Raw genomic sequence first — 18,511 nt, forward strand, 5'->3', positions numbered from 1 at the left:
GACCAGCCCGCGGCCGGTGATCACGGACTCGTCCGTGCCCGCCTTCTCCCGCGCCGCCCGCAGCTCGCGCTGGTAGCCCTCGTCGTGGCCGGAGATGTCGATGGGCCGGTCCCACGACTGCCACGAGTCCGTGTCGAGCACGAGCTCGAGCAGCTCCTCGGCACCCCAGCGCCGGCGGGACTCCGGGGTGGGCGCGTCACTCACTCCCGCTCCTCCAGCCAGCTGCGGAGAGCCTCGCCGTGCTGGTCGAGCAGCGGCGGCGCCGAGTGGTCGCGCCGGGTGGTCTCGCTGCCCGAGGCGTCGAAGAAGCGCAGCGGCGGTCCGGGCAGGGTGACGCTCCCGAGCGTTGCGTGCTCGACGTCGACCAGCAGCCCCTGGCTCCGCGTCTGGTCCCACTCGTAGACCTCGTCCAGGCCGCGCACCTTGCCAGCGGGTACGCCGACCTCGTCGAGGCGGGCGAGCAGCGCCGCGGCGTCGTACTCGGCGAAGGCCGCCTCGACGACCTCGATGGTGCGCTCGCGGGCGCCGACGCGGTCGCGGTTGGTCTCCAGCCCCGGCGTGGCCGGGTCGATGCCGAAGCCGTCGCACAGCCGGCGCCACAGCCCCTCGCTGCCGACCGCGATCTGCACCGCCCCGTCGCGGCAGCGGAACAGTCCGTACGGCGCGATCGAGGGGTGGTGGTTGCCCTGCGCGCGTCCGACCTCGCCGGCCACCGTCCAGCGCGTGCCCTGGAAGGCGTGCACGCCGACGAGTGCCGACAGCAGGGAGGTGCGCACGACCTGGCCGCGGCCGGTGGTCGAGCGCTCGTGGAGCGCGGCGAGGACGCCGTACGCGCCGTACATGCCGGCGAGCAGGTCGCCGATCGGTACGCCGACCCGCTGCGGGTCGTCGGGACCGGAACCGGTGAGGGACATGACGCCGGCCTCGCCCTGGGCGATCTGGTCGTAGCCGGCCCGACCGCCCTCGGGGCCGTCGTGGCCGAATCCGGTGATGGACAGCACCACGAGCCGCGGGTTGCGCTCCACGAGCGAGTCGATCCCCAGGCCCAGGCGCTCGAGGACGCCGGTACGGAAGTTCTCGACGAGCACGTCGGCGCGATCCACCAGCTGCAGGAGCACCTCGCGGTCGGCGTCCGCCTTGAGGTCCAGGGCGATGGACTCCTTGTTGCGGTTGGTCGAGAGGAAGTACGTCGACTGGCGATCGTCCTCGGGCCCGACGAAGGGCGGGCCCCAGCCGCGGGTGTCGTCCCCGTGGCCCGGCGCCTCGACCTTGACGATGCGAGCGCCCAGGTCGCCCAGCATCATCGTGGCGTGCGGTCCGGCCAGCGCGCGGGTGAGGTCGACGACCAGGATCCCCTCCAGCGGGCCGGTCACGAGCCCCACCCCGGCAGGACGAGGGCGGCCCAGACGGCCAGCGGACCGACCAGGGTGACGATGATGCCGTAGGTGAGGATCTGCTTGTAGTAGACGGGCTCGCTGATGGAGTCCGGTCGGTTGGCCAGCATGAGCGCGCCGTTGGTGGAGAACGGGCTGACGTCGACGATGGTCGACGAGACCGCCAGGGCCGCGACGAACAGCCCCGCGTTGATGCCGCCGTCCGCGATCAGCGGCACGGCGATCGGGATGATCACCGGGAGCAGGGCGGTGGAGGAGGCGAACGCGGAGACGACGCCACCGACGTAGCAGAGGACCAGCGCGCCGATCGCGGCGACGCCCAGGCCCGCGGCCCAGTTGCCGACGAACTCCGGGGAGCCGGCGGTGGTCAGGATCGTGGCGTAGGTACTGACACCGGCGACGAGCAGCACGGTCGGCCAGGCGATCTGCTTGACCGCGTCCTTGTGCTCGTTGGGCGCCAGCATCGCGAGGATGACGGCGGCGGTGATCGAGACGAAGCCGATGTTCTTGTCGAAGATCAAGGACACGAGTGCGACGCTGACGAACGCGACCAGGGTCAGGAGCTGGTCGCGACGGACGCCGACCGCCTGGGTGCCGGTGGGGATCGACGTGCCGTAGCCGCGGGCCGGCACGGTCGCGCCGCCCCGGTGCAGGTCCTCGTCGAGCGTGTCGGGGTCGTCGGGGTCGATCCGCATCGACATCAGCTTGCGTCCGCCGAGCACCACGAACAGGATCGCCGCCATCACCGTGTTGACGACCAGGCTGGCCAGGAAGACGGTGATCTCGCTCGACGGCAGGCCCGCGTCCTCCATCACGGAGTTCGTGATGACGCCGTAGATGCTGATCGKGGAGAAGCCGCCGGCCTGGGCGCCGTGCACGACGAACATGCCCATCATGAGCGGGCTGATGCCGTAGCGGCCGGCGAAGCCGAGGGCGATCGGGCCGATGATCGCGCAGGCGGCCGGGCTGACGGCGCCGATGCCCGTCAGGACGGCGGTCACCGCGAACATCACCCAGGGGATGAGGGCGACCCGTCCACCCACGGCCCGGACGGCGGTGCGCACGATGAGGTCGACCGTCCCGTTGTTGCGGGCGATGGCGAACAGGTACGTGACGCCGATCAACGTGAGGATCAGGTCACCGCTGACCCCGCTGAGGATCTCCTTCTCGTCGAGGTCCAGGGCGTACATGCCCACGAACCACGCCGCGACGTACGCCAGCGCCCCCATGTTGATGGGCAACAGCGTGCCCACGACGAACAAGGCGACCAACGCGATGATCGCTACCCATTCCGCTCCCATAGGGGGCTCCTTCTGCCTGCGACGTGACCGGTGTCACGTACTGGATCAGTGGCCTAGCCAATAGCCCACTCGACCATCTGTCAATAGGATGGGGTCATGTCCGACCCGACCCCACCCCCGCTCCGCGCCCCCGGGCCGTCGTTCCCGGCGCCGCTGTCCCGGGTGCGGCTCTACGAGCAGGTGGCCGAGCAGATCTCCACGTGGATCGCCGAGCACGACCTCCGGCCGGGTGACAAGCTGCCTCCGGAACGGGAGCTCGCCGCGCGCCTCGGGGTGAGCCGGGCGACCCTGAGCCAGGCGCTGGTGGCGCTCGAGGTGATCGGCGCGGTGGCGGTCCGGCACGGCGACGGCACGGTGGTGGCGACCTCCCCCGGCGCCACCCGGATCGTGGAGGCAGTGCGCGCCCACGCCCACCGACTGCCCGAGATCATCGACACCCGCGACGCCCTCGAGACCAAGATCGCGGCGCTGGCCGCGGGGCGGCGTACCGAGGCCGACCTCGACCGGATCGAGGACGCCCTGGTCGGCATGGAGGCCGACATCGATCGCGGGGGGCGCGGCGTGGAGGGCGACGAGAACTTCCACGCGGCCGTGACCGCGGCCGCCCACAGCCTGCTGCTCTCCCAGCTCATGGGCGAGATCGCCCACCTCATCCGCGAGACCCGCATCGAGTCGCTGTCGCAGCCCGAGCGCCCCCGCGCCTCCCTGGCCGGCCACCGCGCGATCGCCGACGCCATCCGCGCCGGCGACCCGGACGGTGCGGCGCGCGCGATGCACGCGCACGTCGAGATGGTCAGCGACGTGGCCGTGCTGCGTACGACGTGACGGGATCCGAACAGCTCCTGGTGCTGCTGGCCGGCCTCGGCGCCGGGATCCTCACCTCGACGGTGGGTATCGCCTCGCTGCTGAGCTTCCCGGTGCTCGTCGCCGTGGGGCTGCCCCCGGTGGTGGCCAACGCCTCCAACACGGTCGGCCTGACGCCCGGCGCGCTGAGCGGCTCGTGGGGCTACCGCAGCGAGCTGCGCGAGCACCCGCGGGTCACCGCGGTCGTGCTCGGCACCTGTGCGGTGGGCTCGGTGGTCGGCGCGGTCCTGCTGCTGGCCCTGCCCGCGACCGTCTTCGAGGCAGTGGTGCCGTGGCTCATCCTGGGCACCTGCGTGCTCGTCGGCGTCCAGCCGCGGCTGTCCGCGTGGCTGCGCTCCCGGCGTGGCACCGATGCCGCCGAGCGCCACCACGTCTCGCCGCTCACCGGGCTGTTCGCCACCATCACCGGGGCGTACGGCGGGTACTTCGGCGCCGGCTCGGGGGTGATGATGCTCGCCGTCCTCGGCCTCGGCACCGACCTGCCGTTCCGCGTGGCCAACGCGCTCAAGACGCTGGCGGTGCTGGCGGCCAACCTCGTCGCGAGCGTCATCTTCATCGTCGCCGCCGAGATCGACTGGCGCGCCGTCGTCCTGCTCGCCAGCGGGTCCGTGGTCGGCGGGTACGTCGGCGCCCGGGTCGGTCGGYGACTGCCGGCCACGCTGCTGCGCGCGGGGATCGTCGTCGCGGGGCTGGTCGGCGCGTTCCTGCTGTGGAGTTGAGCGGCCGGCGTGGAACTGAACGGCTGGAACTGAACGGCTGGAGCTGAACGGCCGGAGCTGAGCCCGACCCGATTGGTCGCGATGGGTTTGGCCTCCGTGCTGCCGGGGGAGTGTCTGGCCGCGTGCCGCCTCCGGCACACCCCCGGCCGCCCGACCCACCGACCCGAAGGACCTCGATGAAGCTCACCGCCCGGATCGCCGCGCTCGCCATGACGGCCGCCGCACTCGTCGCGACCGCCGCTCCCGCCCACGCCGTGGGCGAGTCCACCGCCACCACGCCCACCGCCTACGTCGGCGACACCTGCATCGACCAGCCGGTGAGCTACACGGTGAACATCCCCGCCGACGCGAAGAGCTGGTTCCTGCAGATCAAGCCCGTCTACCCCACGGGCGCCGAGGGCGTGAGCAGCTACGTCGGCACGATCAACGGGTCCCCGCTGAGCGGCACGACCACCATCCAGATCTGCGGCCGGATCGAGCCCCGCGGCACCTGGACGCTGCAGCCGATCCTGAAGACCTGGACCGACGCCTCCGGCAAGACGTACTACGACGCGATCAACGGGGCGCCGTCGACCTTCCAGGTGGTCGGCAAGGCGAGCACCTCGCTGTCGCTGAAGGCGAAGACCAAGGGCACGAAGGTGACCGCCAAGTCCCGCCTGGTCGCGAAGACGGACGGCACCGCCGCGCCGGTCGCCGGTCAGCCGGTCGCCTTCCAGAAGAAGGTCGGCAAGAAGTGGAAGACCATCAAGACCGTCACCACCTCGAGCACCGGTGTGGCCAAGACGAAGCTCAAGACCCGCAAGAAGACCTTCATCCGCGCGAAGTTCGCCGGCGCCGGTGAGGTCATCGTCGGTGGGTCCGGGCCGGCGATCCCGGCCGCGTCGTCGAAGAAGGTCCGCGTCGGCTGAGCCGTCCACGACAGCAGCGCCACGTCAGGGGCGGCACCCGGTCGGGTGCCGCCCCTGATGCCCGTCTGCGCTGGCCGTGCGTGACGGGACCATCGACGGCGGGCCCCGACGGTGGCATGGTGGGTGGCGTGACGCGTCCCCCTCCTCCCCTGATGGCCCTCGTCGCGGGCATCGGCCAGTGGGCGCTGAGCAGGGGTGGGTCGTCGCGTTCGGCTCCCCGGACGGTGGCCGCCACCGCACTCACCGGGGCCTCGGTGGGACTGGCCGCCGCCGCGGTGCGGCAGTTCCGGAGCCAGGGCACCACCCTCGAGCCGTTCGACCCGTCGCAGGCGGCCGTGCTGGTGACGACCGGCGTCAACGCGGTCACCCGGAACCCGATGTACGTCGGCCTGACCGGGCTGCTCGTCGCACACGCCGTACGCCGCGGGTCCTGGGCCGCGCTGCTCCCGGTCGCCGCCTTCACGCTCGTCATCGACCGCTCACAGATCGCCGCGGAGGAACCTGCCCTGCTGGCCAACTTCGGCGCCGACTACGAGGCCTACCGGGCGTCGGCGCCCCGGTGGCTGGATGGTCGGTCGATCGCGGCCGGACGCCGGTTGCTGGGCTGACCGACCCGTGGTGTGCGCACCGCGTCCCTGACGAGGACCCGGTCACCTCGGAGACGGGCGCGGCACGTACCTCCGCGTCGACTCGTCCCAGATCCACTCGCCCTCCACGGACCGGGAGGCGAAGACCGGCCCGAGCTCGGGCCATCGGGCCAGCAGGACACCGAGGGCGTGCGACGTCAACGCCCCGGGATCGTCCAGCTCCGCCTGCGACTCGTCGCCCACCATGACGGAGAAACCGGAGTCCGACGGGCTCATGGGGGGTTGCCGGTAGACGAAGCGCGGCCGGGTGTCCTCGACGTGGGCTCGCCGGCTCACGACGGCGGTGCGTGCGGCCGAGAGGTCGTGGGTCGCGACGACGTGCTCGGGACCGAAGGCGATCTCGTCACCGGGACCCACGGTCGTGATGAACCTCGGCTCGGCGTCCACCACGCCGTGGAGCTCGGTGCCGCGCGCTCGCGAGACGCGCACCCAGAGCCGCTCCACGCCCGGCATCCCCTCCACCGGGTCGACGATCTCGCACAGGACCTCGACGAGATCGCCGGGAAGCACGCCCCTGCGCTCGGCGGGCCTGGGGACGACGAAGACGCGTGCGGTGGCCTCGGCGAGGGCCGCGGCGCCCGCCAGCCGGTAGTCGACGCGCCGGCCGCGTCCCTCGTCGACGGTGCCCATGGAGCGAGCCTCGCACAGTCGGCACGCCCGGGGAGGAGGCTGCGTGCGGGGTCTACACCGCCGGGCTGCGGTCGGCCCCGGCCTCCAGCTCCAGCTCGCGGATCCGGGTGCGGAGCCGGTGCTCGGCCAGGCGCCACAGCGTCGCCGAGTGGGCGTGCTGGTGGTGCAGGCCCGTGCCGGGGCGCGACCGGTCGCGCGAGGCCTCCTGCGCCTGGGCCCGCACGGCGAAGTCGTCGGCCGCGCCCAWCAGCTCGCTGATCGCCGCGGCCCACTCCTCGAACATCGGACCGGTCATGGTGCGAGCCTCCTCGCGAGAGACGCCCGCGGCGCGAAATTGGCGGCAAACGTGCTCAATTTGTGGGTGCAGATCGCGTGGCACCGGGGATCACAGCTAGAGGACCGCCCCGCGGGGCGCTATCTCGACGGCGGCCACGCCCCGTGCGTAGAGCACCAGGAGCCGGTCGCCATGACTGGTGCGCAGCACCCCGGAGGCGTCCGCGAGGGTGGCGACGACCCGGTCGATGAGCTCGTCCTCGTCGCCGTCCCCCTGGTAGGTGACGTCGAGCTGGTCACCACTCGTCAGGCGCACCCGCAGCACGATCTCAGCCATGTCCCCCACCTCCGGTTCCGTCTCGCGCCGCGGGACGAAGGTCCCTGGTCGCGCCTCGCGTCTGCAATGACACTGGCTTCAGTGTCCTCCGTACGACGGGCGGCAGCGTGGATGACCTGACACCGGTACGTTTCCGCGACGGCACGGACGGCTTCGTCGTACCCCTCGTCGCGGCCAACCGCGAGGCGCTCCGGCAGGAGTACGAGCACCTGTCACTCCGGACACGGTCCGGCCGGTTCCTGGCCGCGGTCCCGACGCTGACCCAGACGATGCTCGACCATCTGGTGGACGACGTGGACGGCGTCGACCACGTCGCGCTGGTCGCCATGATCACGGCCGAGGACGGGACGGAGGTCCCGGTGGGCCTCGCCCGGATCATCCGCTACGCGGACGACGCCTCCGCCGCGGACCTCGGCGTCACGGTCGTCGACGAGTGGCAGGGGCGTGGTGTGGCGACGGCGCTGCTGGAGATCCTGATGACGCAACGCCCGGACGGGGTCGAGCGGATCCGCACCGTCACCCGCGCCGACAACCTCGCCTCGCTCGCCATGCTCCGGGCCCTGGGGGACGTCGAGGTCGACCTGGCCGGGCCGGGCGTCCTGGCCGTCGTGGTGCACCTCGACCCGGGCCGGGGCACCGACGGATCGAGGCCGAGCACGACGCCGACGACGCCCCCGGTGCGGTGACCGGCGTCAGTGCGCCATGTCCACGAACCGCGAGTAGTGACCCTGGAAGGCCACGGTCAGGTCGCGGGTCGGGCCGTTGCGGTGCTTGGCCACGATCAGGTCGGCCTCGCCGGGGCGGGTCGACTCCTTCTCGTAGACGTCGTCGCGGTGCAGCAGGATCACCATGTCGGCGTCCTGCTCCAGCGAGCCGGACTCACGCAGGTCGCTCATCATCGGGCGCTTGTCGCCGCGCTGCTCGGGACCACGGTTGAGCTGCGAGAGCGCGATGATCGGCAGCTCGAGCTCCTTGGCCAGCAGCTTGATCTGGCGCGAGAACTCCGAGACCTCGAGCTGGCGGGACTCGACCTTCTTGCCCGAGCTCATCAGCTGCATGTAGTCGATGACGATGAGCTTGAGGTCGTGGCGCTGCTTGAGGCGGCGAGCCTTGGCCCGGATCTCCATCATCGTCATGTTGGGCGAGTCGTCGATGAACATCGGCGCACCGGAGACCTGCCCCATCTTGCGGGCCAGCGCGTCCCAGTCCTGGTCGCCCATCTGGCCGTTGCGGATGTGGTTGAGCGGCACCTTCGCCTCGGCGGACAGGAGTCGCATCATGATCTCGGAGCGCGTCATCTCGAGGCTGAAGAAGCAGCTGGTGAGGTTGTTGTGGATCGACGCCGCGCGGCAGAAGTCGAGGGCGAGGGTCGAGTTGTGGGTAGGGATCATCGACTCACCCGCCAGGTACAAGTGGTCGTCGTTGTCGACCTGCACGCACCGGACCGGCACGGAGGGGACAGGCGTGACGTGGGTGATGTAGCGGCGACCGATGCGCACGGTGCTCGCCGGGCGCTCCTCCTTGTGGAGCAGGTGCTTGCGCTCCAGGAAGAACACGTCGTCGGTCGTCGAGAAGTTCAGGATGTAGCACGTGGAGGAGGCCTCGCTGCGGCCCTGGACCCGCTTGGTGCGAAGCCCGCAGCGGTAGCCGAGGCTCACGACGAGCTCGTAGACGTCGCGAGCGAGCCGCTCGTTGGTCACCGCGAACTGGCAGCTGCCGACACCCCGCACGACCGTGCCGTCGGTGTCCATCAGTCCGGCGAGCAGAGCGCGGCGCGCATCCTCGCTCGCACGCAGGTAGGCCATCGGCACGTGCTTGTCCCCGAGCACGCCCACCCGACGGAGCTGAGCAGTGAACGAGTTGTCGGCGTGGCAGGCAGCACACCGACGCGCCCCCGAGCACGTGCTCCCACAGTCGACGCACACCCCGCGGACTGCCTCGATCGCCTCGTCCTCGTGAAGTCGGATCGAGTAGAGCATGTCCCCCTTGGGCTCCACCCGGTAGCCGCGACCCTCGATGAACATCGGGATCTCGTCGGTCTCGCACGTGATGCGGTTGCCGGCGCTGTGTCCGTCGCCGAGCCACGCCCCCAGGACGTACGGGTCGATGAGCAGGTCGTCGGAGCTGCCCACCAGCGGCAACGCGTTGAGCACCGCGTGGTTGGCGCGTTGCTCGGTGCCGAGGCGGACGGTCGCGGCGATCTGCTCGGTCGTCACCACGGAAGCGTGCACCTGCTGGTTGCGGGCCCTGGTGTAGTGGTGGTCGGCGGCCCACTTCGACTTGCGGGCGGCCCGGGTCTCGGTGAGCCACTGGTGCTCRGCGTCCGCGACGATGGACGAACCGTCCGAGAACCGGACCTCGTAGCAGGGCCGGTCCTCCATCACCTCGGTCGCCGCGACCACCCGGGTCGGGCGTCCGTCGGCGTCGTACAGCAGGTCACCCACCGCGACCTCACCCATGGTCGTCCAGCCGCTGGGCGTGGGCAGCGGCGTGTCGAGGGCGAGCGCCTTGCCCATGGCGGGTCGCGCCGCGACGATGATCATCTGGCCGGAGTGGAGGCCGTTGGTGAGGTCGTCGAGGTCGGCGAAGCCGGTGGGCACGCCGTACAGGCCGGCCTCGCGGTTGCCGATCGCCTCGATCTCGTCGAGGACGGGGTTCATGATGTCCGACAGGGGCGCGTAGTCCTCCGCCGTGCGACGGTCGGTGATCTTGTAGACCTCGGCCTGGGCCTGGTCGACGACGTCGTCGACGGCCCCCWCGCCGGCGTAGCCGATCTGCACGACGATCTCGGCGTAGTAGGCAGCGTTGGCGGCGATCGGCACGTTGGCCGACAGCGTGTGGAGGTAGGGCGCACCCCCGACGTTGGACAGCTCACCGCGGCGCGCCAGCTCGGCGGCCACGGTGATCGGGTCCGCGGGCTCGCTGCGACCGTAGAGGTCGATGATCGCGTCGTGGATCTTCTCGTGCGCGGGACGGTAGAAGTCGACGCCGCGCAGGGTCTCGGTGACGTTGGCGATCTCGTCCTTGGAGATGAGCATCGAGCCGAGCACCGACTGCTCGGCCGCGTTGTCCTGGGGAGGCGTGCGGTCGCCGGGCTGGCGGGGGGAGTTGCCCGGCTCGTACGCCGCGGGGCCGTCACCCCAGTCGTACTCCGGGTCGCGGGGTCCGCTGTCGTGCCCCAGGTCCTGGCCCGCGATGCTCACCCGAAACTCCTCGTCCTGGCCACTCCCGGCCCTTGCCGCTGCGCCTGGTGCAGACCCTAGGGACACTCACCGACATCACTGCGTACGACGCCGGTCCGCCGTCGTGCGTCGCCCGAGGTCCGGGTCCCGCATCGCGTGACGCTACGTGGCCCGCACGCCGACCGACCAGTCCGCAACGCCGAGTTATCCACAGGCCCTGGGGATAAGAGGTGGATTACCGTGGACGACACGCGGCAAGTTGTGCACTGGTTGGGGACCGGGCTGTGGACAACCCCCGGTCCGCCCCACTCGACACCGCTCTGACCTGCGCAAACGCATCTATGGGGCTGTGGACCGAAATCTTCTCCCCGCACCCGCCGTCCACCTTCTCGACATGTGGGAGTCGCCGGTCGGTTTGTCGACATGCAGCACAACCGGCGCATTTCCCACAGGTCCGGTCGGGTTGTACACAGGTAGTCCCTTCGGGTGGCTCGAACTTTCACATGCGTCACATGTCATGGTCATCGGCCCTCCTTGGTCGTTACGCTGGCCGGCGTGACCACGACCGACCGCGAGATCCTGCGACTCGCCGTCCCGGCCTTCCTGGCACTGGTCGCCGAACCCCTCTTCCTGCTCTCCGACGCCGCCGTCGTGGGACACCTCGGGACCACGCCGCTGGCCGGGCTCGGCGTCGCCGGAGCGGTTCTGCAGACCGTCGTCGGTCTCTGCGTCTTCCTCGCCTACGGCACCACGGCCAGCGTCGCGCGCCACCTCGGCGCCGGGGACCTGCGCGGCGCCCTCGCCCAGGGCATCGACGGCTGCTGGCTGGCCGTGCTCATCGGCGGCGTCGCCACCGTGGCCGGCTTCGTCCTCGCCGCGCCCCTCGTCGGGCTCTTCGGTGCGGGGGACGCGGTGAGCGCGCAGGCCACGACGTACCTGCGCATCGCCATCTGGGGGACCACGCCCCTGCTGCTCATGCTCGCCACGACCGGTGTCCTGCGGGGACTCCAGGACACCCGCACCCCGCTGTGGGTCGCCGTGGGCGGCAACATCGCCAACATCGTCCTCAACGTCACCCTCGTCCACGGCCTCGACCTCGGCATCGCCGGCTCGGCCGTCGGCTCGCTCATCGCCCAGGTCGCCAGCGCCGCCGTGCTGGTCGCCGTCGTCGTCCGGGCCGCGCGCCGCGAGGGCGCTCCGCTCTCCCCGGACCTCCGCGGGATCCGAGCCGCGGCACACGCCGGCACGCCCCTGGTGATGCGGACGCTGACCCTCCGCGCCTGCCTGCTCGTCGGCACGTACGCCGTCACGCTCGCCGGCACCGACTCCGCGCTCGACCTGGCGACCCACCAGATCGCCCTCACGCTGTGGACCTTCCTCGCCTTCACCCTCGACGCCCTGGCCATCGCCGCGCAGGCGATCACCGGCCGCGCGCTGGGGGCCGGAGACGTCGAGGGGACGCGCCGGCTCACCGACCGCCTGGTCCGCTGGGGCTGGGTCGGCGGACTCGCCACCGGGCTGCTCCTCGCCGCGTGCGCGCCGTGGGTCGGGGCGCTCTTCTCCTCCGATCCGGACGTCCAGCGGCTCCTGGTGCCGGTGCTGCTCGTCGCCGCCCTCGGCCAGCCGGTCGCCGGCGTGGTCTTCGTGCTCGACGGCGTGCTGATCGGCGCCGGCGACGGTCGCTACCTCGCGTGGGGCGGGCTGGTCGTGCTGGTGCTCTACGCCCCGGTGGCCCTGCTCGCGGCCCTCGGCCCCGGGGGGCTCGTGCCCGTATGGCTGGCCATGGTCGTCGTCTTCATGGGGGCGCGGTACGTCATCCTGACCCGCCGCGCCCGCGGTGACGCGTGGTTGGTGACGGGGGCGCTAGCGTCTCGCGCGTGAAGCCCCTCCAGTCCGTCGCCATGGGGCTGCTGGTCGTGGCGCTGACGGCACGCGTCCACGGGTACGACGCCCTCCCGGACGCCGTCGGCTGGGTACTGGTCCTGCTGGGGATCCGCCGGCTGCAGCTCTCCCCGGTGCTCGGTGCCCTGGCCGTCAGCGCCCTGACCGTCGCTGTTGTGGTGTGGTGGCCGCCCGTGCAGGACGCGCTCGACGACCTGCACCCGTCGCTGTGGTGGGCCGTGAACCTTCCCCAGCTCGCGACCTGCGCGCTGCTCTGCCGCGAGCTCGCCGCGCGAGCCGGCGCCACCGGCGATCGCCGGGCCAGCGCGTGGCTGCGTACGACGACCGTGCTCGTCGGCCTCTCGGCCCTCGCACCGGTCCTCGCCTTCTCCGCCGACGCCTCTGCCGACGCGCTGTCCGCCGTCTACGCCGGTGCGGCCGGCGTGGTGCTGCTGCTGATCGTTCTCCTCTTCTCCTACGCCGCCCGACCCTGGGCGACCGCGCGGCACGGTGCGGACGCCGCGGCCGCCCGGTCCCGCGACTCGTAACCTGTCCCACCGGCCGGCGTTGTGCCAGTCATCACCCACCTCGGAGCAGACATGAACACCACTCGCCGGACCGCCGCGCTCGCCGCCACGGCGCTGGCCGCCGCCCTGCTGCCGGTCGGGCTCGGCTCGCCGTCGTACGCCTCGCCGGGCTGCCTGGCCGAGCCGGGATACCTGCAGGCGGGATGCGACGACACGACCCCGCCGGAGACGAGTCCCGTCGTCGCCTCGACGCCGCCCCACGCCGGCGGCTGGGTGGCCACCTCCACGATGACCTTCACCTTCACGGGCCGGCACACCGACGCGGACGCCGACCCGATCGCCCTGGAGTGCCGGCTGACCGGTCCGGCGCAGGCACACGACTGGACGTCCTGCACCAGTCCGCGCACCTACTCCGGACTCGTCGACTCCGACCAGGCCTATGCGTTCTCGGTCCGCGCCGTCGACGCCCACGACCAGGCCATCCCCTACTCCTCCTCCCCCCTGCTCCCGCTGAACGACGAGGCCGGCGACGACCGCGACGCCACCCCGGCCACCCTCACGTGGAGCCAGGACACCGCCGCCCCGGTCGCCTTCGCGAACCCCGACGCGTACGACGCGCAGTCGCCGCAGCGCCCCGTCGTACCGTCACGGCGGCTGCCGATCCGCCTCAACAGCAACGAGAAGGACGCGCTCTTCGAGTGCCTGCTCGACCAGGCCGCCGTCCCCTGCGCCCCCGGAGCCTGGGTGCTGGCCGACGTCGCCTCCGGCGACCACGTCTTCACCTCGCGTGCCGTCGACCGAGCCGGGACGCCGAGCGCCTGGACCGAGCCGTTCGCCTTCTCCGTGCCCGACGAGCCCCGGCGGCGCACCGGCTGGAGGACGCGCACCTCTCCGGGCGCCCTCGACGGCTCCGTCCTGGTGAGCCGCGCCCGGGGCGCCCGGCTGGTGCTGAAGACCCGGAAGGTCGGTGAGCTGAGGCTCTACGCCCCGACCGCGCCGTCGTACGGGAAGGTCCGGGTCCGCGTCGGATCGACCGGCTGGCGCAGCGTCGACCTCGGCCGCGCGAAGGCGTCCCAGCGGGAGATCGTGGTCATCGACCAGTTCTCCGGCACCCGGCGCGGCAAGGTCGTCATCGAGGTGCTGAGCCGCGGCCGGAAGGTCGCGATCGACGCCGTGCTAGCCCGGACCAACGTCCGCAAGGGCGACTGAGCGGCGTCCTCACTGCCCGACCTCGACGCCCCTCGGACGTCGCAGGAAATGCAGCACGGCCCGCCCCCAGCAGGGAGCGGGCCGCGCAGGTGGAGCGTGTGCGTCAGGCCGGGATCACGTTGAGGGCGACCGTGGCCGACACCTCGTCGTGCAGCTTGACCGACACCTCGTGGGCACCGAGCGCCTTGATGGGCTGGGCGACGACGATGGTGCGGCGGTCGACCGGGGCACCGGAGACCTCGGTGATCGCCTCGGCGATCTCCGCGGTGGTGACGGCGCCGAAGAGGCGGCCGCCGGCGCCGGAGCGGACCTTGACCGAGACCGCGGAGGCCTCGAGCTTGGTCTTGATCTCCTTGGCGTGGTCGGCGTCGCGCGCGGCGCGAGCCGTGCGTGCGCCCTTGATCGACTCGACGGTCTTCTCGCCGCCGCGGGTCCAGCGGATGCCGAGGCCACGGGGCACGAGGTAGTTGCGGCCGTAGCCGTCCTTGACCTCGACCACGTCGCCGGGGGCACCGAGGCCGTCGACTTCCTGGGTCAGGATGAGCTTCATGGTGTCTCTCCCCTTCCTCAGCGTCCGGTGGACGTGTAGGGCAGCAGGGCGACCTCGCGGGCGTTCTTGACGGCGATCGCCACGTCGCGCTGGTGCTGGACGCAGTTGCCGGTCACGCGACGCGCACGGATCTTGCCGCGGTCGGAGATGAACTTGCGGAGCAGGGTGGTGTCCTTGTAGTCGACACCGGTCGCCTTCTCCTTGCAGAACTGGCAAACCTTCTTCTTCGGCTTGCGAATCACTGCCTTGGCCATTGTGGTGCTTCCTTTCTAGAAGCCCGGACCAGGTTGGTTACTGGCCCGGAATGGTTGAGGTGTATTCGGGGAGGTGGTGCTCGTGCTCAGTGAGGAATCAGAACAGTGAGGAATCAGAACGGGGGCTCGTCGGAGCCGCCCACGCCGGGAGCGCCCCAGGGGTCGTTGGCCTGCTGGCCACCGCCCTGGTTGGACCCGCCGCCGGAACCGCCGCCGTAGCCGCCGCCCTGCTGACCGCCGCCCTGCTGGCCGCCGAAGCCGCCACCGGACTGCGCGGGCTGGCCGCCGCCGTAACCGCCGGCCTGACCGCCACCCTGGGGGGCGGGCGTGGCCCACGGGTCGTCGCCGCCCGAGGAGGAGTTGCCGCCACCGCCACCGAAACCGCCGCCCCCGCCGGAGCCGGAACGGGTGGTCTTGGAGATCTTGGCCGTCGCGTACTTCAGCGACGGACCGACCTCCTCGACCTCGATCTCCATGACGGTGCGCTTCTCGCCCTCGCGGGTCTCGTACTGACGCGACTTGAGACGGCCCTGCACCACGACACGCATGCCGCGCTGGAGGGACTCGGCAACGTTCTCCGCGGCCTGACGCCAGACCGAGCAGGAGAGGAACAGCGCGTCGCCGTCCTTCCACTCGTTGCTCTGACGGTCGAAGGTGCGCGGCGTCGACGCGATCCGGAAGTTGGCCACGGCCGCACCCGAGGGGGTGAAGCGCAGCTCCGGATCGTCGACGAGGTTGCCGACGACGGTGATGACGGTCTCGCCTGCCATGTCAGGACTCCCTAATGATCACGATGTGAGGTCGAGGGCCATCGTTGCCGAGGCCACCGACATCAGGAGGAGGTTCTCCACAATCACGCTCAGAGCGTGGGGCGGAGGACCTTGGTACGCAGGATCGACTCGTTCAGCGTGAGCTGGCGGTCGAACTCCTTGACGGTCGCAGGCTCGGCCTGCAGCGAGATCACCGCGTAGATGCCCTCGGCGTTCTTCTTGATCTCGTAGGCCAGGCGGCGCCGGCCCCACACGTCGACCTTGTCGACGGACCCGCCGTCCTTGCGGATGACGTTGAGGTACTTGTCGAGAGACGGCTCGATGGTGCGCTCCTCGAGACTGGGGTCGAGGATCACCATCACTTCGTAGGCACGCGTCATGCGTGTCTACCTCCTTCGGACTCATGCGGCCACGGACGATCCGTGGCAGGAGGATGCCCCCAACGGATAGGGAGCGACAGGAAAGGCTAGCAGCGGCTGACCGCGCCGGGGCAATCCCCAGACGATCCCCGAGGACCGGGCCTGTGGATGACCGGCAGCACGCCACGGCGTGCGCCGCTAGCGTCGTCGTCGTGCTCTCCCGCGCCGGTCGTCCGTCCGCCCCGGTCGCCGGACGCTTCGTGCTGCTCGACCAGATCGGCGCCGGGGGCATGGGCTCGGTGTGGCGGGCCCACGACACCCGCACCGGCCAGCTGGTGGCGGTCAAGGTCCTGGGTCAGCACTCGGCGAGCCTGCTCGCCCGCTTCGTGCGCGAGCAGGCGGTCCGGGTGCGRCACCCGCACGTGGTGGCCCCCACCGGCTGGGCCGCCGAGGACGACCTCGTCCTGCTGGCCATGGACCTCGTGCCGGGCGGGTCGGTCCAGCAGCTGCTCGACGAGCACGGCCCACTGCCCGTGGGGTACGCCGCCCGGTTGCTCGAGCAGCTCCTGATGGGTCTCGCCGCCGTCCACGCCGCCGGGCTGGTGCACCGCGACGTGAAGCCCGCCAACCTCCTGCTCGCGGCCGGCGGCCCCCTCGACCCGCACCTGCGCCTCGCCGACTTCGGGGTGGCCGCCCCCGTCGAGGACCGACGGTGGACGACGGTCCCCGGCGCCATCGGCACCGACGGCTACATGGCGCCCGAGCAGGCACGGGGAGCGCCGCCGGACCCGTGCCAGGACCTGTACGCCGTGGGCCGCGTCGGCCTGCAGCTCCTCACCGGCCTGCCTCCGTCCCGCCAGGGTCCGATCGGTTCGAGCCGGCTGCGGCCCCTCCTCGAGCGGCTCCTGGTCGTGGACCCCGAGCAGCGGCTCGCCTCCGCCGAGGCCGCCCTGCGCCTGCTGCGCCGCCTCGACATCCCCGTCGAGCCCGGGCCTGCGGTGCCGGACCGCCTGCCCGCCCTCCCGGGAGGACGGCGGGACCGCCGTCCCACGGACGCGGGCACACCCGACTGGCGGGGCTGGGCCGGCGTCGTCGCCTGCCTCGGGGCGCTCGTCACGTGCGCGGTCGTCGTCGCCCGCGTCCTGTCGTGAACGCCGGGATCCCGACCGCCGGGATCCACGTCCCGACCCGGGCGCGATGTCCGCGCCCACGGCTAGCCTGACCGCCATGAGCATCTTGATCGGCGCGCACGTGGACCAGACCGACCCGATCGCCGAGGCACAGGCCCGCCGGGCGCCGCTCGTGCAGTTCTTCCTCGGCGACCCGCAGTCCTACAAGGGCCCCGAGATCCGCTACGCCGGGGGCGCCGCGGCGCTGCGGGAGGCCGCCACGGAGGCGGGCGTCGACCTCTACGTCCACGCGCCGTACATCGTCAACGTCGCCACGACCAACAACCGGATCCGGATCCCGAGCCGCAAGCTCCTGCAGCAGCACGTCGACGCCGCGACCGAGATCGGGGCCAAGGGCCTGATCGTCCACGGCGGCCACGTCAACAAGGACGACGACCCCGAGAAGGGGTTCGACAACTGGCGCAAGGCGGTCGAGGCGACCGACCTCACGCTCCCGCTGCTCATCGAGAACACCGCGGGCGGCGACCACGCGATGACCCGCCACCTCGAGCGGATCGCCCGGGTCTGGGACGCGATCGGCGGCACCGAGCAGGCCGACCGGGTCGGCTTCTGCCTCGACACGTGCCACGCGCACGCCGGGGGCAACCCGCTGGAGACCGTCGTCGCGGACGTCACAGCGATCACCGGGCGCATCGACCTGGTGCACTGCAACGACAGCCGTGACACCTTCGACTCCGGGGCCGACCGGCACGCCAACCTGGGCGCCGGCCACATCGACCCCGACCTGCTCGCCGCGATCATCCGCGACGCCGAGGCGCCGGTCTGCCTGGAGACGCCCGGCGGGGCCGCCGAGCACACCGACGACATCGCCTGGCTGCGGGAGCGGATCTGATGGCCGTCGGCACCGGCACCCAGACCTGGTCCGCGCCCGGCCGGGTCAACCTCATCGGCGACCACACCGACTACAACGACGGCTTCGCGCTGCCCTTCGCCCTGCCGCAGCGGACCACCGTCACCGCGACCCCGCGCACCGACGGGCGCATCACCGCCACCTCCGGCGACCTCGAGCCCGCCGACTTCGCGACGACCACGACGCCGGGCGACGTGTCCGGCTGGGCGGYGTACGTCGCCGGGATCGCCTGGGTGCTCGGCGAGCGCCTCGGCGCCCCGCTGGCCGGGGCCGACCTCGCCATCTCGAGCGAGGTGCCCCGCGGCGGCGGCCTGTCGTCCAGCCACTCCCTGGAGTGCGCCGTCGCGCTGGCGCTGCTCGGCCTCGCCGGCGAGGACGTGCCCCGCGAGGAGCTCGCCCTGCTCGTCCAGCGGGCCGAGAACGACTACGTCGGCGCCCCGACCGGCCTCCTGGACCAGACCGCGATCCTGCGTTCGAGCGCCGACCACCTCAGCTTCTTCGACGCCCGCGACCGCACCGTCGAGGCGGTGCCGTGCGACCTCGACGCCGCCGGACTGACCCTGCTGGTCATCGACCCGCACGCCCCGCACGTGCTCACCGACGGCGGCTACGCGTCGCGGCGCGACGCGTGCGAGCGGGCGGCGGCCGAGCTCGGCGTCGCCTCCC

21 protein-coding genes and 1 pseudogene are annotated in these 18,511 nt (G+C 72.0%); 11 read left to right on the top strand and 11 right to left on the bottom strand.

Going from position 1 to position 18,511, the window contains the following annotated elements:
* The 3 genes and pseudogenes from ACXJKL_RS06610 to ACXJKL_RS06620 form a co-directional block, all read right to left on the bottom strand.
* Positions 1–204 (bottom strand): annotated as a pseudogene (locus ACXJKL_RS06610) (hypothetical protein); the annotation flags it as partial.
* Positions 201–1,373: a CaiB/BaiF CoA transferase family protein gene (locus ACXJKL_RS06615; protein WP_457206264.1), complete on the bottom strand. Its 1,173-nt coding sequence runs from the start codon at positions 1,371–1,373 to the stop codon at positions 201–203. The pseudogene ACXJKL_RS06610 and the gene ACXJKL_RS06615, both read right to left, overlap by 4 nt.
* Complete coding sequence (locus ACXJKL_RS06620; protein ID WP_457206265.1) at positions 1,370–2,695, bottom strand: SLC13 family permease; 1,326 nt, start codon at positions 2,693–2,695, stop codon at positions 1,370–1,372. The genes ACXJKL_RS06615 and ACXJKL_RS06620 overlap by 4 nt, the downstream gene beginning before the upstream one ends.
* 96 nt (positions 2,696–2,791) lie before the next feature.
* On the opposite strand from ACXJKL_RS06620, the gene ACXJKL_RS06625 reads away from it, so the two are divergent.
* The 4 genes from ACXJKL_RS06625 (at position 2,792) to ACXJKL_RS06640 (ending at position 5,794) form a co-directional block, all read left to right on the top strand.
* On the top strand, positions 2,792–3,520 hold the full coding sequence (locus ACXJKL_RS06625; RefSeq protein WP_457206266.1) for a FadR/GntR family transcriptional regulator: 729 nt from the start codon (positions 2,792–2,794) through the stop codon (positions 3,518–3,520).
* Complete coding sequence (locus tag ACXJKL_RS06630; RefSeq protein ID WP_457206267.1) at positions 3,517–4,278, top strand: sulfite exporter TauE/SafE family protein; 762 nt, start codon at positions 3,517–3,519, stop codon at positions 4,276–4,278. Before ACXJKL_RS06625 ends, ACXJKL_RS06630 begins: the two co-directional genes overlap by 4 nt.
* A gap of 176 nt (positions 4,279–4,454) precedes the next feature.
* Positions 4,455–5,186: a hypothetical protein gene (locus tag ACXJKL_RS06635; RefSeq protein WP_457206268.1), complete on the top strand. Its 732-nt coding sequence runs from the start codon at positions 4,455–4,457 to the stop codon at positions 5,184–5,186.
* Positions 5,187–5,314: 128 nt separating this feature from the next.
* A complete protein-coding gene (locus ACXJKL_RS06640) occupies positions 5,315–5,794 on the top strand; it encodes a methyltransferase family protein (protein ID WP_457206269.1) in 480 nt (159 codons plus the stop codon).
* 42 nt (positions 5,795–5,836) lie between these two features.
* Here the strand turns inward: ACXJKL_RS06640 and ACXJKL_RS06645 are convergent, their stop codons facing one another.
* From ACXJKL_RS06645 to ACXJKL_RS06655, 3 genes are all read right to left on the bottom strand, one after another.
* Positions 5,837–6,463, bottom strand: coding sequence for an immunity protein Imm33 domain-containing protein (locus ACXJKL_RS06645; protein ID WP_457206270.1), 627 nt, complete (start codon positions 6,461–6,463; stop codon positions 5,837–5,839).
* Positions 6,464–6,515: 52 nt separating this feature from the next.
* Entirely contained in the window at positions 6,516–6,758 is a 243-nt protein-coding gene (locus ACXJKL_RS06650) for a hypothetical protein (RefSeq protein ID WP_457206271.1), read from the bottom strand.
* A gap of 96 nt (positions 6,759–6,854) precedes the next feature.
* Entirely contained in the window at positions 6,855–7,073 is a 219-nt protein-coding gene (locus ACXJKL_RS06655; RefSeq protein WP_457206272.1) for a hypothetical protein, read from the bottom strand.
* Between the two features lie 107 nt (positions 7,074–7,180).
* Between ACXJKL_RS06655 and ACXJKL_RS06660 the strand changes: the two genes are divergently transcribed.
* Entirely contained in the window at positions 7,181–7,759 is a 579-nt protein-coding gene (locus ACXJKL_RS06660; protein ID WP_457206273.1) for a GNAT family N-acetyltransferase, read from the top strand.
* Between the two features lie 6 nt (positions 7,760–7,765).
* Here ACXJKL_RS06660 and dnaB read toward each other — a convergent pair whose 3' ends face one another.
* Complete coding sequence (gene dnaB, locus ACXJKL_RS06665) at positions 7,766–10,111, bottom strand: replicative DNA helicase (protein ID WP_457206282.1); 2,346 nt, start codon at positions 10,109–10,111, stop codon at positions 7,766–7,768.
* A 699-nt stretch (positions 10,112–10,810) separates the two neighbouring features.
* On the opposite strand from dnaB, the gene ACXJKL_RS06670 reads away from it, so the two are divergent.
* From ACXJKL_RS06670 to ACXJKL_RS06680, 3 genes are read left to right on the top strand one after another with little or no spacing between them, the layout of a single operon-like run.
* Positions 10,811–12,136, top strand: coding sequence for an MATE family efflux transporter (locus ACXJKL_RS06670; RefSeq protein ID WP_457206274.1), 1,326 nt, complete (start codon positions 10,811–10,813; stop codon positions 12,134–12,136).
* Positions 12,133–12,684, top strand: a complete 552-nt coding sequence (locus tag ACXJKL_RS06675; RefSeq protein ID WP_457206275.1) for a hypothetical protein — start codon at positions 12,133–12,135, stop codon at positions 12,682–12,684. Before ACXJKL_RS06670 ends, ACXJKL_RS06675 begins: the two co-directional genes overlap by 4 nt.
* Before the next feature lie 51 nt (positions 12,685–12,735).
* Entirely contained in the window at positions 12,736–13,872 is a 1,137-nt protein-coding gene (locus ACXJKL_RS06680; protein WP_457206276.1) for a hypothetical protein, read from the top strand.
* A gap of 103 nt (positions 13,873–13,975) precedes the next feature.
* Here ACXJKL_RS06680 and rplI read toward each other — a convergent pair whose 3' ends face one another.
* From rplI to rpsF, 4 genes are all read right to left on the bottom strand, one after another.
* Positions 13,976–14,422, bottom strand: a complete 447-nt coding sequence (gene rplI / locus ACXJKL_RS06685; protein WP_457206277.1) for a 50S ribosomal protein L9 — start codon at positions 14,420–14,422, stop codon at positions 13,976–13,978.
* A gap of 17 nt (positions 14,423–14,439) precedes the next feature.
* On the bottom strand, positions 14,440–14,676 hold the full coding sequence (gene rpsR / locus ACXJKL_RS06690; RefSeq protein ID WP_017933521.1) for a 30S ribosomal protein S18: 237 nt from the start codon (positions 14,674–14,676) through the stop codon (positions 14,440–14,442).
* Positions 14,677–14,789: 113 nt separating this feature from the next.
* Positions 14,790–15,446 (bottom strand): single-stranded DNA-binding protein, encoded by a 657-nt coding sequence (locus tag ACXJKL_RS06695; protein ID WP_457206278.1) that lies wholly within the window; start codon positions 15,444–15,446, stop codon positions 14,790–14,792.
* A gap of 89 nt (positions 15,447–15,535) precedes the next feature.
* Positions 15,536–15,826: a 30S ribosomal protein S6 gene (gene rpsF / locus ACXJKL_RS06700; RefSeq protein ID WP_056926086.1), complete on the bottom strand. Its 291-nt coding sequence runs from the start codon at positions 15,824–15,826 to the stop codon at positions 15,536–15,538.
* A 191-nt stretch (positions 15,827–16,017) separates the two neighbouring features.
* On the opposite strand from rpsF, the gene ACXJKL_RS06705 reads away from it, so the two are divergent.
* From ACXJKL_RS06705 to ACXJKL_RS06715, 3 genes are all read left to right on the top strand, one after another.
* The gene (locus ACXJKL_RS06705; RefSeq protein WP_457206279.1) at positions 16,018–16,956 is read left to right on the top strand and encodes a serine/threonine-protein kinase; all 939 of its coding nucleotides are present in this window, start codon (positions 16,018–16,020) and stop codon (positions 16,954–16,956) included.
* A 76-nt stretch (positions 16,957–17,032) separates the two neighbouring features.
* Complete coding sequence (locus tag ACXJKL_RS06710) at positions 17,033–17,827, top strand: deoxyribonuclease IV (protein WP_457206280.1); 795 nt, start codon at positions 17,033–17,035, stop codon at positions 17,825–17,827.
* Positions 17,827–18,511, top strand: a 685-nt coding sequence (locus tag ACXJKL_RS06715) for a galactokinase (RefSeq protein ID WP_457206281.1), incomplete at its 3' end; no start/stop codon positions are given. The genes ACXJKL_RS06710 and ACXJKL_RS06715, both read left to right, overlap by 1 nt.

Source organism: Nocardioides sp. P5_C9_2 (assembly GCF_054049555.1).

Coding starts and splice junctions, on each gene's coding strand:
- rpsF (WP_056926086.1), bottom strand. CDS start 15,826: ATGACGCGTGCCTACGAAGTGATGGTGATCCTCGACCCCAGTCTCGAG.
- ACXJKL_RS06625 (WP_457206266.1), top strand. CDS start 2,792: ATGTCCGACCCGACCCCACCCCCGCTCCGCGCCCCCGGGCCGTCGTTC.
- rpsR (WP_017933521.1), bottom strand. CDS start 14,676: ATGGCCAAGGCAGTGATTCGCAAGCCGAAGAAGAAGGTTTGCCAGTTC.
- ACXJKL_RS06655 (WP_457206272.1), bottom strand. CDS start 7,073: ATGGCTGAGATCGTGCTGCGGGTGCGCCTGACGAGTGGTGACCAGCTC.
- ACXJKL_RS06710 (WP_457206280.1), top strand. CDS start 17,033: ATGAGCATCTTGATCGGCGCGCACGTGGACCAGACCGACCCGATCGCC.
- ACXJKL_RS06635 (WP_457206268.1), top strand. CDS start 4,455: ATGAAGCTCACCGCCCGGATCGCCGCGCTCGCCATGACGGCCGCCGCA.
- ACXJKL_RS06695 (WP_457206278.1), bottom strand. CDS start 15,446: ATGGCAGGCGAGACCGTCATCACCGTCGTCGGCAACCTCGTCGACGAT.
- ACXJKL_RS06645 (WP_457206270.1), bottom strand. CDS start 6,463: ATGGGCACCGTCGACGAGGGACGCGGCCGGCGCGTCGACTACCGGCTG.
- rplI (WP_457206277.1), bottom strand. CDS start 14,422: ATGAAGCTCATCCTGACCCAGGAAGTCGACGGCCTCGGTGCCCCCGGC.
- ACXJKL_RS06680 (WP_457206276.1), top strand. CDS start 12,736: ATGAACACCACTCGCCGGACCGCCGCGCTCGCCGCCACGGCGCTGGCC.